Origin of the sequence: Rhodococcus sp. PSBB066, from assembly GCF_017068255.1 — a bacterium.
In the GTDB taxonomy this organism is placed as follows: Bacteria; Actinomycetota; Actinomycetes; order Mycobacteriales; family Mycobacteriaceae; genus Rhodococcus; species Rhodococcus aetherivorans.
The window spans coordinates 1,342,803-1,359,744 of the sequence record NZ_CP070859.1 but is presented as its reverse complement, the minus strand read 5'-3'; the positions used below and the strand labels follow the sequence as shown (position 1 = coordinate 1,359,744).

Genomic DNA, 16,942 nt, shown 5'->3' with positions numbered 1-16,942 from the left:
GTTCAGTCGAAGGTGGGTGACGGACTCGGCCGGAGTCGTCCGTCCTGCTCGACAGGGGACGGCGGGTCGGGTGCGGCCCCGGCCGTGAGGACCGTCCCGTACGTCGCGGTCGGCGTCGCGTACCGGACCTCGAGCCGGCGTTCGCCGAAGTACCAGCGCCCGGCCCGTCTCACGTAACGGTCGTGGTATCGCAACGCGAGAATGCTTTGCACCCCCGCCTGCGCGAACTCGACGTGGCAGGGCACGATCCCCTGCGCCGTGTCCTCATCGGTGAAGTCCACCGTGCCGGGGTGCGGGGTGTGCACGCTGACCCCGTCGTATCCGTCGAGCGCGGCACGAACGTAGGTGATGATCGCGTCCCGCCCCCACAGCGATTCCGACAGACCGTGGAACGCGGCGTCCGGCGTATACAGCGCGGCCAGCGTCTCCATGTCGTGGTCGTCGACGGCCAGGGCGTACCGCGTCGCCAGTTCGCGGATCTCGAGGACATCCTCCGTCCGTCGCGGGTGGCGGTCCCGGCCGTCGAGCATGTCGTGTCCTTCCGTCGCAGAGCGCGTTTCGGGGCCTGTCACTACTTCACCAGGGCGCCGGCGTCGATCGGCATCGTGATGCCGGTGACGTAGCGGGACTCGGCTCCGGCGAGGAACAGAACGGCGTTGCTGACGTCGTCGGGCTGCACGAACGGGACGTCGAGGGCGTGCATGCCGTGCAGCAGCGGTTCGACCTGTTCCCGGGTGGGCTGCGGCTCGTCCGGGAGGAACAACTTGTAGATCGCGTCGTTCAGCAGCATGCGGGTCTCCACGTTGGTCGGCAGGACCGCGTTGACCCGGATACCTTCGGGGCCGAGTTCGTTGGCGAGACTGCGCATCACGCCGAGCACGCCGTGCTTGGCCGCCGCGTAGTGGGCGTTGTTCGGCAGGCCCTTCAGTCCGGCGATGGAGCTGATCAGCACGATGCTGCCGCCGCGGCCGCCGGCACGCAGGTGCGGGACGGAGGCCTTCACCGTGTTCCACACGCCGGTGAGGTTGATGTCGATCATGTCGCGCCAGATCTCGTCGGTGAGATCCTCGACCGGATAGCTGCCGGCGATCCCGGCGTTGGCGACGACGACGTCGAGGCGGCCGAACCGCTCGACCCCCGTCGCCACGGCCTTGGCGACCGCGGCCGAATCCCGCACGTCCGCTTCGGTGGCGACGATCTGCCGCCCCTCGGCCTGCACCAGGCGGACCGTCTCGTCGAGGTCCGCCCGGGTGGCCATGTCGTACGGGGCGCCCTGCACCGGAGCGCACAGGTCGATCGCGATGATGTCGGCGCCCTCGCGGGCGAGGCGCACCGCGTGGTTGCGCCCCTGTCCCCTCGCCGCACCGGTGACGAAGGCAACCATTCCGTCGAATCCCATGACGTGAACCTCTCTCTCGACTCGCTCTTCGGTTCGCGTCACGGACCGGGCGACCGTCCCCGCGAGGAGGCCGGCCGGGCTTGCGTGCAGAGCGGTGGATCGCGAGACGCGAGAAGAACGGAAACGGAAGAAATCTCTGCATATGATTATGCTCACATCGGACCCGGGAGGTCAATGGTCGATTCGGCGAGCACCCCCGGGTTCACGGTCCGCCCGTCCCGTTCCACCGGCGCGAAATCTCTTGAAGATGAACCTTTCAGATCGAGAAGGGGCGCGCGTTCCCGGCGGTGGGGCCGATACGCGGTCCCGGCGTGAAGCGCGCGGGAATTCGCTTCCAACCGGGATTGACCGCCTGGTGCGCGAACGGTACCACCCGATCGTGCAGGATCTCGTAATCCGGCATGCGGCACAGGATCTGGCCGAGCATCTCGACGGACAGCGCACGGGCGATGTGCGCCCCGGCGCACCGGTGCACACCCATGCCGAACGCCGTGTGCCGGTTCGGCCACCGCTCGATGTCCACGGTGTCCGGGTCGTCGAACGCCTTCGGGTCGCGGTTCGCCGACGCCCAGCCGAGGAGCACGCGATCGCCCGTGCGGAAGTCGTGCCCGTAGAACTCGACATCACGAGTCACCGTGCGGGCCAGGGCCTGCGTGGGTGAGAAGACGCGCAGGAACTCCTCGATCGCCCGCGGCAGCTTCTCCGGGTGCTCGGCGAGGGTGCGACGCAGCTCGTGGTTGCGGTCGAGGTACATCAGCGTCTGGCTGACGAGGGAGGCGGTGGTGCCCACGCCGCCGGAGATCAGCAGCTCCGCCATGGCGAATACCTCGTCGTCCGTCACCGGCCGGCCGTCCACCTCCGAGCCGACGAGGTGACTCAGCACGTCGTCCCGCGGCCGTACGCGCCGCTCGGCGATCGCGGCCCGCAATTGCTCCTCCATCCACGGGAACTCGACGGAGATGGCGTGCTCGAACTCCGGCGTGCCCGGCACGTCGGAGAGCGCGGCGTGATGGGCGTGCGCGTACCGCTCCCAGTCCGCCGGCGGCAGGCCGAGCCAGTCGATCGTCACCACGGCCGGCACGCCGATGACCGTCGCGAAGTCGCACGTGCCGGCCTCGATGACCTGGTCGATGAACCACGTCGTGTACTTCTCGATCGCCGGCCGCAGGTGCTCGACGGCCGCCGGGGAGGTCAGCGGGTTGATCAGCTTGCGGTACTTGCGATGTTCCGGGGGATCGAGTTCGACGGGGATGTGGTGGTTCACCGGCGTCTTGGGGATGACGGTGGCCAGGCCGTCGCCGCCGTAGGGGCACCGCGCGGACGAGAAGGTCTGGTCGTCGCGGGCGGCCTCGAACACGCCGTCGTAGTCGGTGAGCACCCAGAAGCCGCCGTGACGGGTCGACCGGACCACCGGCCCTGCCGCCCGCATCCGACGGTAGGAGCCGACCGGGTCCTCGGCGTGCGCGGCGGAGTTGTGGTCGAAGTCGACCACGGGACAACGCGGTTCGGTGCTCCGGTCGTCGAGCGTCATCGGACTTCTCCTGTCGGGCTCGTGGACGCCATCGCCGAGGGGGCCACCATGGTGCGGGCGTCGATCGACACGATCTCGCGCATTCCGGGAACGATGTCGCGGCCGAGGTCGTCGAGGTACGCGACGACGTCGTCGGCCGTCATGTCGGGCCACTGCGCGCGCACGATCACCGGATCGACCGGCACCTGCGCCGCGAGAGCGCGCAACTGGCCGAGACAGTCGTCGGGGGTTCCGACGATCGCCTCCGCGGCGGCGACCTGCCGGAATCGTTCGGTGAGGGCGGTGGCATCGCGGGTGTCCAGTTCCCGCTGCGCGTAGGCCAGGAGGCGTTCCCGCGCCATGGATTCGAAGCGCCGGAACGCGTCCTCGGTGGTGGCGCCGGGAACGATCTCGCGGCGGAGCGGATGCCGCGCCACCAGCGGCCGCCCGTGCTTGTGCCGCGCCGCGGCATAGACGCCGAACATGCGGTGCATGTCGTCGGTCCGGGTTTCGGGCGTCACCGGCCACGCGTCGCCCAGTCGTGCGGAGCGCCGGACGCCGGAATCCTTCAGTGCGCCGATCCAGATCGGCGGGTGGGGATCCTGCCAGGGACGGATGTGGGTCTTGACCCTGTCGAGCCGCCAGAACCTGCCGTGGAAGTCGACCTCGTCCTGCGTCCACATGAGCCGGATGATCTGCAGCGCCTCGTCCATCATGGCGAACCGCCGGTCGAAGTCGACGCCGAACGCGGCGAACTCCTCGCGCCGGTATCCCGCGCCGGCGCCGACGATGAGGTTGCCCCGGGTCAGGATGTCGAGGGTGGCGAGTTCCTCGGCGAGCGCGACCGGATGGAACAGCGGCACCTGCACCACCATCGTGCCGATCTTCACGCCGGGGTCCAATTCGGCCGCGATCCGCGCCAGGGTCGGGATCGGCTGCAGCCAGCGCAGGTTGCCGTAGATGTAGTGGTGGCCCATCACGATGTAGCGCACGCCGTTGCGCTGCGCGGCCTCGACCTGGCGCAGCAGTCCGTCGAGGTGCTCGCGCGGCGACAGCGTGGAGTGCACGTCGCCGAGGATCACACCCAGGTCCATGTCTTCCTCGCTTCCGTCGACGGCTCGAGCAGCCAGTGCCGCAGCTTCGCCTTGGCAACCTTGTTCAAGGTGGCGCGCGGGAACTCCGGTACCAGGTGGACCTCGCGCGGTCGTTTGAAGTCGGACAGCAGTTCTGCGCAGGCCCGTTCGATGTCGGCCGGCAGGCCGTCGGGCGCGGCGCCGTCCGGGATCACGAAGGCGACCGGGACGTCGCCGAGCATCGGGTCCGGTTTCGCCACGACGGCGGCCTCCCGGACGCCGGGCACCGCCGCGACCACGCGTTCGATCTCGGCGGCGGCGACGTTCTCACCGCCGACCTTGAGCATGTCCTTGGACCGCTCGACGAACCACAACTGCCCGGAGCGGTCCTGGCGCACCCGGTCTCCGGTGCGGAACCAGCCGTCGGCGGTGAAGGCCTCCCGCGTCGCGTCGTCGTTGTGCAGGTACCCGGCGAACAGGGACACACCCGGTGTTCCGCGCACCCACAGGTCACCCACCGTGCCGGGCTCGACGGGACGGCCGTCGTCGCCGACGACGGCGACGGCGTACTCGGGGGCCGGACGTCCCATGGTCCCGTCGGGGTCGGGATGGGCCAGTTCGCTGACGACGGGGTGCGACACGGTCTCCGTCATGCCGAACCATCCGGTCATGCGGATCCCGTCGGCCACCGAGTGCTGCGTCGCGCTGCCCGACCAGTGCCGGTAGGTGTGGCCGGCCGGAACGGGAGCACCGTCGAGGGCCCGGAGCATGAACGACACCACCGATGCCCACGTGCACCGGTGCCGGAGCGAGACGTCCCAGAAGCGGGACGCGGAGAACTTCGGGGTAAGCACCACGGTGGCCCCCACCCACAGCAGTCCCAGAAACGAGTAGCCCAGGGCGTTGGTATGGAACAGCGGCAGAGTGATCAGTCCGACGTCGGTGCCCCGCAGCCCGGCGTGGGCGGCGTTGACCCGGGCGGCCCAGAGGCAGTTGGCGTGTGTCCAGACCACGGCCTTGGGCCGCGCCGTCGTCCCGGAGGTGTACTGGATGCTCGCGGGCGCGAGCGGATCGATGGACACCGGCGCGGGTGCCCCGGCGGCCCGTCCGAGCGCGCCGAGGCTGCCGGACGCCCTTTCGGGCACGGTACCCCCCGGTGCCGCGGCCTCGAGGGTCTCGGTCCCGCCGGTCGTCGCGATCCACTCCAGGCCGGGCATGGCGGCCCGCGCGGCCTCGGCCGACCGGGTTCCGATCAGCGCGGCCCGGGGGGGCGCAGTGCCGGTCGTAGTAGGCGAGTTCGTCGGCGCTGCTGCGGGTGTTGAGGCACACCGCGACCGCGCCGGTCGACACGATCGCCGCCCATCCGACGAGGAAGTCGGGGCAGTTGTCCATCAGCAGCACCACACGGTCACCGGGTGCGATGCCGCGCGCCTGCAGTCCGGCCGCGAGCCGATCCACCGCGGCGGCGAATTCCGCATAGCTCCAGCGCTGCGCCTCGGCGCCGGTGTGCGGCTCCCAGATGAGGAAGGTCGTCTCCGGCCGGTCGGTGCGCCACCGGTCGAGCAGCCACGGCACGGTACGGCTTCCGGTAGACGCGCGGACGGCGAGGTCGGGTGCCGGTCCGTCGAGGATCGGGTACGCGGGAGCGTGTGCGGGCATTCGGGTTTCGGTGGTCACGACGGCACCTGCCAGTTCAGGTGCCTGATCCGGAAGAACTCGGCGAACCCGTCCTCGCCCATCTCGACGCCGGTGCCGCTGCGCTTCGATCCGCCCCACGGCACGTCCGCCCGCATGGGGCCGCCACCGTTGATCGCGACGGTGCCGGTGTCGAGGCGCCGAGCCACGGCCACCGCCTCGGCGTGGTCGCCGAAGACGCTCGCGTTGAGTCCGTACGGGGAGTCGTTCGCGACGGCGACCGCCTCGTCGACGTCCCGGTACGGAAGGACCACCGCGACGGGAGCGAACAGTTCCTCCCGGCAGATCTCGGCGGAGTTGTCCACACCCGTCACCAGGGTCGGCGGCAGGAACCAGCCCTTGCCCACCGGCCGCTCGCCGGCGACCGAGATGCGGCCGCCGGCGGCGACGGCGCGGTCGAGGTAGCCGCGCACGCGCGCGAGGTGCTCGGCGGAGATCAGCGGCCCCACTTCGGTGCGCTCGTCGAACGGGTCGCCGGTCGGCACGTTCTCCTCGATGAAGCCCGCTGCCAGATCGAGGAATTCGTCGATGCGATCGTGTGGAACGAGGATCCGGGTGGTGGCGCCGCAGCCCTGTCCGGCGTTGCGGCAGAACCGCAGGATCGACGGTCCCACGGCGGTGGACAGGTCCGCCGACGGGAGAAGGATGTTGGGGGACTTCCCGCCGAGTTCGAGCACGACCTTCTTGTGGGTGGCCGCGGCCTGTGCCATCACGGCCGCGCCGACGGCGGAGGATCCGGTGAAGCTCACCATGTCCACCCCGGGGTGGGAGCTGAGCAGTTCGCCCACGGCCGGTCCACCCGGCACGAGATTCAGCACGCCGGGCGGCAATCCGGCCTCGTCTGCGAGGTGCATGAAGGCCAGCGCGGACAACGTGCCCCGCGGCGAGGGCAGCAGGACCACGCTGCAGCCGGCGGCGAGCGCGGGCGCCACCTTCCACGAGATCATGTTCAGCGGGTAGTTGTACGGCACGATCGCCGAGACCACGCCGATCGGCTCGCGCAGCAGGAGGCTCTCGGACGACACCGCGCCGCGGATGCCGGGCAACCGCTCCTGGTAACCCCCACGGGGACCACGCAGCGCCGCGTCGGCGAACCACCGGAAGTTGATCGCCGGCTGCGCGACCTGCAGGGTGCGGGCCAGACCGATGGGTGATCCGACCTCCCGCACGACCAGTTCGGTGAGTTGCCCGGCGTGCTCGTCGATCAGGTCCGCCAGCCGCCGCAGGACCTTGGCGCGCTGGTCCGGGGAGGCGGCGCGCCATTCCCCGGCGTCGAAGCTGCGGCGGGCGGCCGTGATCGCGCGTTCGGTCTGCTCCCGGTCAGCGGCGGTCCACCGTGCCAGCGCCTCCTCGGTGGCGGGATCGATCGAGTCGAACGTCTCGCCGCGCCCGGTCTCCCCTCTGCCGCCGACGTGCACGGACGGGCCGTGCGCCGCCCGGGCGAACAGGTCGTGGATCATCGCCTCTCCTCGCGTCCCGGAACGTCGATGTCGAGAATCAGGGACTGGTAGGACTTTCCGTGCGGGTCCACCCGCAGGGACTTGGAGACCCCGCCCGCGAGGGCACGGGTGAGGACGAAGTTCAGGCAGCAGTTCACCGGGATCTCGTAGCGGGTCACCTCGCCCTCGACGAGGTTCCCGAACGCCTCGGCGACGATGTCCTCGGTGAGCACCGACCGGAGCCAGTCGTAGTCGGCGTCGTCGTGCGGGAACACGCAGATGTTGCTGGTGTCGCCCTTGTCGCCGGAGCGGCTGTACGCGACGTCACGAAGTTTCATGCGGTGGTCACCTCCACGGACAGGGGTACCTCGCTGCGGGGCAGCAGGGCGGGGGTCACGACGACGGCGGGGACGACCGAGGTGACCACGCCACCGCCACCTGCGGGACCGAAGTACAGGTATTCGACCTCGTAGGCGGCGGCCTTGGCGACGTCGGGATCGAGGGCCCGGGCCGCGAGCCGCAGCCGCACCTCCGCCGGCTCGCCGCCGGCGATCCGGTCGCCGAAGAGGGTGTCGACGCCGTGCAGTTCGATCCGCAGTTCGTCGATCTGCGCCCGGATCGGTTCGAGGCGCCGGCGCACGATCTCCTCGGCGCGACGGGCGCGGTCGACGCAGCCCGGTCCGCCGTAGGAGATCTCGGCGACGGCCTTGTATCCGAGGTCGACGCCGACGAGCACCTTGAGGGTGTCGGGCCGGGCGGATCCGCGGGCGCCGGACAGGCGTACCCGGTCGGGCCCGGCCTGTTCGATCCGCACGTCGCTGAAGTCCGCGGTCACGTCGGGGGTGAGATAGCGCGCGGGATCGTGGATCTCGTAGTAGAGCTGGGTGCGGGTGGTGCGCAGGTCGACGGCCCCGCCGGTGCCGTCGAGCTTGGTGACGATCAGCTCGTCGTCGTCGATCTCGGCCAGAGGGAAGCTCAGGTTGTGCGGGTCGGGGACGACCCGGTACGGCGGGTCCTCGAAGTTGCCGCCGGTGCTGTGGACGCCGCACTCGAGCAGGTGCCCGGCGAGGGTCGCGGTGCCGACGCGGTCCCAGTCGTCGAGCGACCATCCCAGCTCGTGGCAGATCGGCCCGACGAACAGGGACGGGTCGGCGATCCGGCCGCCGAGCACGATCTGGGCGTCCTGCCGCAGGCAGTCGACGATCGGATCGGCTCCGATGTAGGCGTTGGCGGAGACGATCCGGTCGGCGAGCGCGCGCGTGGTGGTGCCGAGTTCGGGGAGCGCGACGTCGGCGGCCGTGACGGCGTCCCGCACGTCGTCGCCGCGGATGATGCCGATCCGGGTCCCCCCGAGCCCCAGAGCGCGCAGATTGACGGCGAATTCGGCCGCCGCGGCGTCGGGATTGGCGGCACCGAAGTTGCCGACGACGCGGCCTCCCGACGCGAGGAAGCGGCGCAGGATCGGCACCAGGGCGGAGATGCGTTCGTCCTGGCCGGCCGACGGATCGCGCAGGCGGCGGATCTGGGCCAGCGCCATCGTGCGTTCGGCCAGGCAGTCGAAGCCCATGTACCGGACCCGGCCGCTGTCGGCCATGGCGGCCGCTGTCTCGAGCCGGTCGTTGGCGTAGGCCGAGCCCGAGCCGATACTCAGCTGCATTGGTACCTCGTCTCGTTGCGTGCGTCGGCGAACCTGCTGAATTCGCGCGTGACACCGGAATCCGCGCACGCCGTGTCGTGGGTGGATTCCGGTTCACCGCATCGATTTTCGGACTGCGGTCCGTGCGACTCTCAGGACTTGCCGATCACGCCCGCCTCGGCGAGCGCCGCGAGCCGGTCCGCGCTCAGCCCCAGCCGGTCCGAGAGCACCTCGGCGGTGTGCTCGCCGATGGTGGGCACACCGTCGTAGCTGGGACCGTCGTAGCTGTCGAGGTGCAGCACCGGCCCCGGCATCAGCACACCCTTCATGATCTCGTTGCCCGTGATCTCGACTAGGGTGCGCTCCTGGAAGTGCGGGTCGGCGACGACGTCCGCGGCATCGTTCACCGGTGCGCTGACGACCTCGAACTTCTCCAGGGTCTCGAGCACGCTCGCCCGCGGCATCGAGCCGACCCATTCCTTCACCATCGCCTGCACCTCGTCGTTGTGCTCGAGGCGTGCGGCGTTGGTGGCGTAGCGGGGATCCTCGATGATCTCGGGCCGCCCCATCGCGGCGAACAGCCGCTTGGCGATGCCCTGGTTGGACGCCGCGATGGACAGGAAGCGCCCGTCCTGGGCCTCGTAGATGCCCCGCGGCGACGCCGCGCCGGTGGCGTTGCCGATGCGCTGCTGGATCTCGCCGAGCGCGGTGTAGCGCAGGAACATGTCACCGATGATGAACATCAGCGGCTCGTACAGCGCGACGTCGACGACGTCGCCCTGCCCCGTCCGCTCCCGCTTGTACAACGACATCGCGACGCCCATCGCGGCGGACAGCCCGGCGATGGAATCGGCGAACCCGAACGGCGGGGAGGTCGGCGGCGAGTCCGGCCAGCCGTTGACGTGCGCGAAACCGCTGGCCGTCTCGGCGACGGTGCCGAATCCCGGCAGGCTGCGATTGGGTCCGGTCTGTCCGAACCCGGACACCCGGGCCAGCACGAGCCCCGGGTTGTCCGCGCTCAGCACGTCGTAGCCCAGGCCCCACTCCTCGAGCCGGCCGGGACGGAACGACTCGACGACGACGTCGACCTCGGCCGCGAGCCGGCGCACCAGGTCGCGGCCTTCCGGCGAACGCAGGTCGATGCCGAGGGACTTCTTCCCGGCGTTGAGACGGGAGAAGCCCAGCGACAACCCCTCCTTCTGCGGAACCCACTGGCGTGCGAAGTCTCCGGTCGTCGGGTCCTCGACCTTGACCACCTCGGCGCCGAAGTCGCGGAGCATGCGCCCCGCGGTGGGGGCGGCATACATGGTGCCGAGCTCGAGCACCTTGACTCCCGCGAGCGGACCCGCAGCGGATGCGTTCATCGTCGTCTCTCCTAGCCTTGTCGTCCGGTTCGGCCCTGCCGAATGCGATGTTGCCGAATACCTTGCCGGCGAATCAGATCCGCCACTGGATGTGCTTGACCTCGAGGTACTCGCGCATCCCCCACTCACCGAGCTCGCGGCCGACTCCCGAGCGCCCGTAGCCGCCGAACGGCGCGTCCGGCCGCATGGCACCGCCGCCGTTGATCCATACCGTTCCGGCGCGGATCTTCTCCGCGACGCGGCGCGCCTCGACCGGGTCGTCGCACCACACGTTCGCGGCGAGACCGAAGGGGGTGTCGTTGGCGAGGCGGATGGCCTCCTCGGTGTCCTTGAACGGCAGGATCACCGCGACGGGACCGAAGATCTCTTCCTGCACCGCGCGCGCGTTGGGCGGAAGATTGCCGAGCAGAACCGGATTGACGAACCAGCCCTTCTCGGGCAGCGGCTTGGTCACCTCGAGCAGCTTCTTGCCGCCCTCGGCCGCCGCGCCGTCGATGAAGCCCTGCACGCGGTTCTGGTGGTCGGGCCGGATCATCGGGCCGATGTTCGTCGCACGGTCCCACGGGTCGCCGACGACCATCTGGTCGAACGCCGACGCGCCGGCCTCGAGGAACTCGTCGTAGACCGAGTCGTGCACCAGCAGCCGGGCGAGGGCGGCGCAGCCCTGACCGCCGTTGCGGGACCAGCGCAGGTGCATCTCGACGGCGATCTTCTGCACGTCCACGCCGGGCAGCACGATGTTCGGCGACTTGCCGCCGAGCTCGAGGGTCACGCCGGCCAGGTTCGCCGCGGCCTGCTCCATGATCTTCGCGCCCACCCCGTCGGAACCGGTGAAGGACACCCGGTCCACGCCGGGATGCGAGGACAGCCGCTGCCCGACGTCCGCGCCGCCGATGACGACGTTCATCACGCCCGGCGGCAGACCCGCCTCGCGGATGAGATCGCCCAGGAACAGGGTGGTCAGCGGGGTGCGCGGGGACGGGAGCAGCACCACGGTGCAGCCGGCCGCGAGCGCGGCGCCGAACTTGAAGATCGCCAGGTTCAGCGGGTAGTTGTACCCGGTGATCGCCGCGACGACACCCACCGGCTCGTACACGACGTCGCTCATCGTCGGCACCGGCTTGTCGTACTCGCCGAGATGGACGGTGCGGTCGGTCTTCGCGGCCTCGGCGGCCCACCGCAGGTGCTCGTCGACGGCCATCTTGACCTGCAGGTACTCGGCGAGCGAGACCGGCGTGCCGACCTCGTTGACGATCGAGGGCAGCAGCCGGTCGGCGGCCTTCTCGAGCACGTCGGCGAAGCGGTGGATGTGGCGGGAGCGCTCCTCGCCGCTCAGGGCGGACCACGCCGGGAAGGCGGCGCGGGCGGCGGCGACGGCGGCGTCGACCTGGTCGGTGGAGGCGCCGCCGACGGTGGCGATGACATCCTCGGTGGCCGGGTTGTAGACGTCCCACGTCTCACCGGCGGGCTCGACCTCCCGATCGCCGATCAGCAGGGTCCGGGTTTCGGGAACCCAGTCCTTCAACGGGAATTCGGTTTCGGGCGCTGCAGTCATCTCAGGCACCTTCCTCGGTGGTGGGGCGCTTGGCCATCAGGCCGACGCGCTCGAGCAGGCAGACGAGTTCGTCGCGCTGGTTGAAGCCGCGGTGTTCGAACCACACGATGCCGCTGTCGGTGCGGCTCTCGGATTCACGCTTCTTCAGGATGGTGGTCTCCGCGCGCAGGGTGTCGCCGTGGAAGACCGGATTCGGGAACTTGACCTTGTCGTAGCCGAGGTTGCCGAGCGTGGTCCCCATGGTCAGCTCGGGTACGTGGAACGCACCGATGAGCGCGACGGTGAACAGGCTGTTGACCACCCGCTGCTTGTGGATCGTCGTCTTGCAGAACTCCTCGTCGAGGTGCAGCGGCTGGATGTTCATCGTCAGCGAGGTGAACAGCACGTTGTCCATCTCGGTGACGGTGCGGGTCATCGAGTGCTTGTAGTGCTTCCCGACCTCGAACTCCTCGAAGTACAGACCGCGCATCACCGTTCACCTCTCCGTAGGATCGCCTCGGCTCGTTCGAGCCATTGAATTGCCTTGTCGTAGTGGGCCTTGTCGATGTGCAGGCCGCGATACCGCAGCGCGCCGACGCCCTCCGCCTCCGCCTTCTCGTAGGCCTCGGCGAGTCCGCGGTAGAACTCCAGGTCCTGCTCCGACGGGCTGAACACGTCGTTGACGGTGGCCACGTGGGAGGGGTGGATCGCAATCATCCCGCGGAACCCGAGCTGCCGGCCTCGCACCGCGAAGTCGCGAAGCCCGTCCAGGTTCTCGAGATCCTCCCACAGGCCGGTCAGGGCGTGGATGCCGGCCTCCCGGCAGGCCAGCAGCACCCGGCTGCGCAGGTAGAGGGTTTCGTGTCCCTCGGGGGTCCACTCGTAGCCGACCTCGCGGGCGATGTCGGCGTGCTCGGCCGACGGGCCGATCATAGCGCCGACGCGCGGCGACGCCGTGGCCACCTCGAGACAGTTGTGGATGGCCTTCACCGTCTCGACGGGCACGATGTACTCGAGCCCCGCCACCCCGTTGCGCAGCTCGAAGTGGTCGAGCAGCGCGTCGTAGCGCAGGACGTCGGTGGCCTGCTCGATCTTCGGGGCGAAGATGCCGGTCAGGCCCGGCACCACGACCGCCTCGAGATCGGCCCCGGTCAGCCGGGTGGCGAGGGGGTTGACGCGCACGAACAGCCCGACGTCCCGGTTGGACTCGCGCACCCGCGCGATGGACTCGGCGACGGTCGCGCGGGCGGCCGCCTTCTCCGCGGCCGGCACGGAGTCCTCGAGGTCGAGCACGACGCAGTCGGCGCCGGCCGCGACGGCCTTGTCCACCCACTTCGGGCGGTGCCCCGGGACGAACAGGATCGAACGATACGGCTGCACGTCGTCCTCCTAGTAGCTTCGCGGCAGGCCCAGCACGTGCTCGGCCGTGTAGTTGAGGACCATCTCCTGGCTGATCGGCGCGATCCGCATGAGCCGCGCCTCCCGGAAGTACCGCTCGACGTGGAACTCCTTGCCGTAACCGAAGCCGCCGTGGGTCTGCAGGGCGACGTCGGCGGCGTAGAAGCCGGCCTCGGCGCACAGGAACTTCGCCGCGTTCGCCTCCCGTCCGCACGGCAGGCCCTGGTCGACCATCCACGTCGCCTTGTCCAGGACCGCCTCGGCGGCGTCGAGGCGGATGCGGGCCTCGGCGAGCTGGAACGCGATGCCCTGGTTCTTCCCGATGGGACGGCCGAAGACCTCGCGCTGCTTGGCGTAGTCGACGCCGCGGCGCAACGCCGCCTCACCGATGCCGAGGGCGGCGTTCGCCGAGATGACGCGTTCGGCGTTGAGGCCGCCGAGGATGGTGCGGAAGCCGTGCCCGACCTCACCGACGACGTCCTCGTCCGCGACGAACAGCTCGTCGATGAACAGCTCGTTGGTGTCGACGGCGTTGCGGCCCATCTTGGGGATCGGCCGGATCTGCACCTTGCTGCGGTCCATCTCCGCGAACATCAGCGTCATGCCGGCGGTGCGCTTGGCGTTCTCGTCGCGGGGGCTGGTGCGGCACAGCAGGAGCATGCGCTCGGCCTCCTGCGCCTTGGTGATCCACACCTTCTTGCCGGACACCAGCCAGCCGCCGTCGACCTTCTTGGCGAAGGTGCGGATGTTGGTGGTGTCCGTACCGGCGTCCGGCTCGGTGACGGCGAACGAGGTGTGCAGCTCGCCGGTGACGACGCGCGGCAGGTACTTGCGCTTCATCTCCTCGGAACCGTGGTGGATGATCGGCTCGAAGCCGAAGATGCCGATGTGTACCGCGCTGCACCCGCCCATGCCGGCGCCGGACGCGGCGATCTCCCGCTCGACGATCGCGGCCTCGGTGACGCCGAGGCCGCCGCCGCCGTACTCCTCGGGGACGGTGAGACCCATCCAGCCGCCCTCGGCCATGGCGTTGTAGAACTCCCACGGGAACTCGTGGGACTCGTCGTGCTCGGCCCAGTACTCGTCGGGGAACCGCTTGCACAGATCGTGGATCCCCCGCCGGATTTCCTCGTGGGTCTCGTTCTTGCTGTAGTCCATCTCGGTTGCCTTTCCCGGCCGTCAGACCGCGGGGACCGCGGTGCGGTCTGCGTCGGAGACCGCGGTGCGGTCGTAGGTGTCGGGGGTGATGCCCTCCTCGCGCAGGACCGCCTTGCGGACCTTCTCCGACGGGGTCTTGGGCAGCGCGCCGACGAATCGAAGGTAGCGCGGGATCGCGAAGGCCGGAATCCGGCCGTCGCACCAGGCCAGGATCTCCTCCGGACCGACGTCGCCGGTGCCGACCACGGTCGCGAGCACCTCGTCCTCGCCGCCCTCCACGTCGGCGGGAACACCGATCACCGCGCACTCGACGACGGCCGGGTGCCCGAGCACCGCCTGCTCGATCTCGTAGGAGCTGATGTTCTCGCCGCGACGGCGCAACGCGTCCTTGTACCGGTCCACGAAGTAGAACCAGCCGTCCTCGTCCTTCTTGAGGGCGTCGCCGGTGTGGAACCACAGATTGCGCCACGCCTCGAGCGTCTTCTCCGGCATGTTGTAGTACCCCATGCTGCACGTCCACGGCTGCACCGGACGCACGACCAGCTCGCCGACCTCGCCGACCTCGACCTCGCGGTCCGTCTCCGGGTCGACCAGCCGGATGTCGAACCACTCGGAGGCCGCGAGCCCCGCGGCGCCGGCCGGCCGGGGCACCCCGTAGGGCGCGACGATCGGCGCGCAGGTCTCCGTCAGCCCGAACGCGTCGACGAAGGCCTCGATGCCGTAGCGCTTCTTGAAGTCCTCGACGATGGAGCTGGCCGTCGGCGCCGCGTACACGCAGCGCAGGCGGTTGTCGAGGTCGTTCTCGCGCGGCGGCTGCTTCCACGCGAAGTCCATCATGACCCCGACGAAGTTGGTGACGGTGACGTCGTCGTCGCGCACGTGGTCGATCCAGCGGCTCGCGCTGAACTTCGAGCGCACCACGGCCCGCGCCCCGGCCACCAGGGCGGGGTAGACCGCCATGAACTGGGCGTTGCCGTGGAACAGCGGCGTGGTGGTGAGGTAGGTGTCCTCGCGGGTGAGCCGGGTGAAGCACACCACCTCCTGCGCGAAGAAGTACAGCTGCGAGTTCGGCATCGCCACGCCCTTGGACGGGCCGGTGGTCCCGGAGGTGAAGAAGATCGCGCCGAGGTCCTGGGGCCGTGCCTGCGGCAGCTCCTGCACCTCGCCCGCTTCCAGCGTCTCCCACACCTCGGCGTCCCAGCCGTTGGCGCGCAGCAGTTCGAGTGCCAGGTCGCGGTTTCCGGCGCCCGAGTCGACCACCCAGAACTTCTCGATGCCACGCGCATGCTCGGCGATCGCCACGAACCGCTCGGCGTAGGTGTCGTCGATCACCGCCCACCGCGGCTCGACGGTCACCACCTGGTGGCGGAGAAACTCGCCCTCGTAGTTGGTGTTGATCGGCACCTCGACGAGTGCGCCGACCGCCGTGCCGAACCAGGAGCGCACGAGCTGGGACGAGTTCTGCGCCATGATGATCACCCGGTCACCCTGGTGCGCGCCGGCCCGGTACCAGGAGCTCGCGATCCGTTCGGCGGAGGAGAGCATCTCGGCGTAGGTGAAGCGCCGATTCTCCTCCGGCGTGACGAGGAACTCCGAATCCGGCTGGGACGCAGCGTACGTGCGCAGCACGTGGCCCAGCGTCCAGTCCTCCGGGTCGGTGAAGGTCGGTTTCAGATCGGTGTAGGTCTGCATCAGGACAACTCCCGGTTTGCGGGGATCGCGGTGATCGACGGAACGATTTCCTTGCCGAGCCGGGAGATGGCGGCGATGGTCTCGTCCGCGTCCATCGTCGGCCACTGCGGACGCATCAGCAGCGGGTCGACCGGCATGGTGGTCACCAGGTCGGTCAGCTGGGCGACGACCTGCTCGGGATCGCCGACGACGGCGTGGCTCGACACCGCCTTGGCGAACTCGTTCTCGAGGTCGGTGCCCTTCATGACGTCCAGGCCCTTGTTCGCGTAGGTGAGGTAGCGGCCCTGCGCCACGCGGGCGTACTCCTGCATCGCCTGCTCGCGGGTGTCGGCGACCAGCACGTTGCGGCGCAGCGGCTGCGGGCCGAATTCCTTGCCCCGCTCGGCGAAGAGATCCCGCACGACCCGGAAGCGTTCGAGCACTTCCTCTTTCGGGGTCTCCGGCGGCGTCGCGTACGCGTCACCGTACTTGCCGGCGCGGCGGACACCGCCCATCGCGTGCGCGCCGATCCAGATCGGCGGGTGCGGATCCTGCACCGGGAACAGGTGCGGCTTGACGCCCTCGAGCTGGAAGTACTTGCCGTGGAAGGTGACCTCTTCCTCCGTCCACAGCTTCTTCATGATCTGCAGCGACTCGTCGAACCGTCCGGCCCGCTGCTTGAACGGAATACCGAGGTAGTCGAACTCCTCGGGTCGATAGCCCAGGCCGGCACCGAAGATCAGCCGCCCCTCGGTGACCACGTCGAGCGTGGCGATCTCCTCGGCCAGCATCACGGGGTGATACAGCGGCGCGATCATGATCTGGGTGACGAGCTTGATGTGCGGCTCGACGTGCGCGGCGAGGCGCGCGAGCAGCGGCACGGGCTGCAGCCACCGCAGTTCCCCGTAGAGGAAGTGCTGGCCGATCGCGATGTAGGTGAAGCCGTTCTCCTGCGCCGCGTCGACGATGCGCAGTACGTCCTTGAACTGCTGTGCGGGGCTCACCGACTTCGGAACGTCGCTGAGCAGCAATCCGACCTGAACCATGGTCCTGTCCCTCCGGTCG

Annotated in this window: 15 protein-coding genes and 1 pseudogene; all 16 read right to left on the bottom strand. The window is 69.7% G+C overall.

The features are described 5' to 3' along the window. Positions 1-2: 2 nt before the first annotated feature. Positions 3-530 carry a nuclear transport factor 2 family protein gene (locus JYA75_RS06325; protein WP_185713253.1) on the bottom strand — a complete coding sequence of 176 codons (528 nt, stop codon included), beginning with the start codon at positions 528-530 and terminating at the stop codon, positions 3-5. Between the two features lie 41 nt (positions 531-571). Beyond that, positions 572-1,399 (bottom strand): mycofactocin-coupled SDR family oxidoreductase, encoded by an 828-nt coding sequence (locus JYA75_RS06320; RefSeq protein ID WP_006941616.1) that lies wholly within the window; start codon positions 1,397-1,399, stop codon positions 572-574. Positions 1,400-1,655: 256 nt separating this feature from the next. Beyond that, positions 1,656-2,930, bottom strand: coding sequence for a cytochrome P450 (locus tag JYA75_RS06315; RefSeq protein ID WP_050036070.1), 1,275 nt, complete (start codon positions 2,928-2,930; stop codon positions 1,656-1,658). Continuing rightward, positions 2,927-4,003, bottom strand: coding sequence for an LLM class flavin-dependent oxidoreductase (locus tag JYA75_RS06310; RefSeq protein ID WP_185713255.1), 1,077 nt, complete (start codon positions 4,001-4,003; stop codon positions 2,927-2,929). Before JYA75_RS06310 ends, JYA75_RS06315 begins: the two co-directional genes overlap by 4 nt. Next, a complete protein-coding gene (locus tag JYA75_RS06305; RefSeq protein ID WP_241009810.1) occupies positions 3,988-5,199 on the bottom strand; it encodes an AMP-binding protein in 1,212 nt (403 codons plus the stop codon). The genes JYA75_RS06310 and JYA75_RS06305 overlap by 16 nt, the downstream gene beginning before the upstream one ends. A 112-nt stretch (positions 5,200-5,311) precedes the next feature. Next, a pseudogene (locus JYA75_RS28720) lies at positions 5,312-5,641 on the bottom strand (AMP-binding protein); the annotation flags it as partial. 14 nt (positions 5,642-5,655) lie between these two features. Beyond that, positions 5,656-7,137 carry an aldehyde dehydrogenase family protein gene (locus tag JYA75_RS06300; protein ID WP_051446159.1) on the bottom strand — a complete coding sequence of 494 codons (1,482 nt, stop codon included), beginning with the start codon at positions 7,135-7,137 and terminating at the stop codon, positions 5,656-5,658. After that, positions 7,134-7,454 (bottom strand): hypothetical protein, encoded by a 321-nt coding sequence (locus JYA75_RS06295; protein ID WP_006941630.1) that lies wholly within the window; start codon positions 7,452-7,454, stop codon positions 7,134-7,136. Before JYA75_RS06295 ends, JYA75_RS06300 begins: the two co-directional genes overlap by 4 nt. Continuing rightward, positions 7,451-8,773 (bottom strand): acyclic terpene utilization AtuA family protein, encoded by a 1,323-nt coding sequence (locus tag JYA75_RS06290; protein ID WP_006941631.1) that lies wholly within the window; start codon positions 8,771-8,773, stop codon positions 7,451-7,453. The genes JYA75_RS06295 and JYA75_RS06290 overlap by 4 nt, the downstream gene beginning before the upstream one ends. A 131-nt stretch (positions 8,774-8,904) precedes the next feature. Beyond that, complete coding sequence (locus JYA75_RS06285) at positions 8,905-10,116, bottom strand: CoA transferase (RefSeq protein ID WP_006941633.1); 1,212 nt, start codon at positions 10,114-10,116, stop codon at positions 8,905-8,907. Positions 10,117-10,189: 73 nt separating this feature from the next. Then, positions 10,190-11,671 carry an aldehyde dehydrogenase family protein gene (locus tag JYA75_RS06280; RefSeq protein ID WP_185713257.1) on the bottom strand — a complete coding sequence of 494 codons (1,482 nt, stop codon included), beginning with the start codon at positions 11,669-11,671 and terminating at the stop codon, positions 10,190-10,192. A gap of 1 nt (position 11,672) precedes the next feature. Next, the gene (locus JYA75_RS06275; RefSeq protein ID WP_029546556.1) at positions 11,673-12,140 is read right to left on the bottom strand and encodes a MaoC family dehydratase; all 468 of its coding nucleotides are present in this window, start codon (positions 12,138-12,140) and stop codon (positions 11,673-11,675) included. Beyond that, a complete protein-coding gene (locus JYA75_RS06270) occupies positions 12,140-13,030 on the bottom strand; it encodes a CoA ester lyase (RefSeq protein WP_006941636.1) in 891 nt (296 codons plus the stop codon). Before JYA75_RS06270 ends, JYA75_RS06275 begins: the two co-directional genes overlap by 1 nt. Before the next feature lie 9 nt (positions 13,031-13,039). Then, a complete protein-coding gene (locus JYA75_RS06265; RefSeq protein WP_006941637.1) occupies positions 13,040-14,206 on the bottom strand; it encodes an acyl-CoA dehydrogenase family protein in 1,167 nt (388 codons plus the stop codon). 21 nt (positions 14,207-14,227) lie between these two features. Beyond that, positions 14,228-15,898: an AMP-binding protein gene (locus tag JYA75_RS06260; protein ID WP_185713258.1), complete on the bottom strand. Its 1,671-nt coding sequence runs from the start codon at positions 15,896-15,898 to the stop codon at positions 14,228-14,230. Then, positions 15,898-16,923, bottom strand: coding sequence for an LLM class flavin-dependent oxidoreductase (locus JYA75_RS06255; RefSeq protein ID WP_006941639.1), 1,026 nt, complete (start codon positions 16,921-16,923; stop codon positions 15,898-15,900). Before JYA75_RS06255 ends, JYA75_RS06260 begins: the two co-directional genes overlap by 1 nt. Between the last annotated feature and the right edge of the window lie 19 nt (positions 16,924-16,942).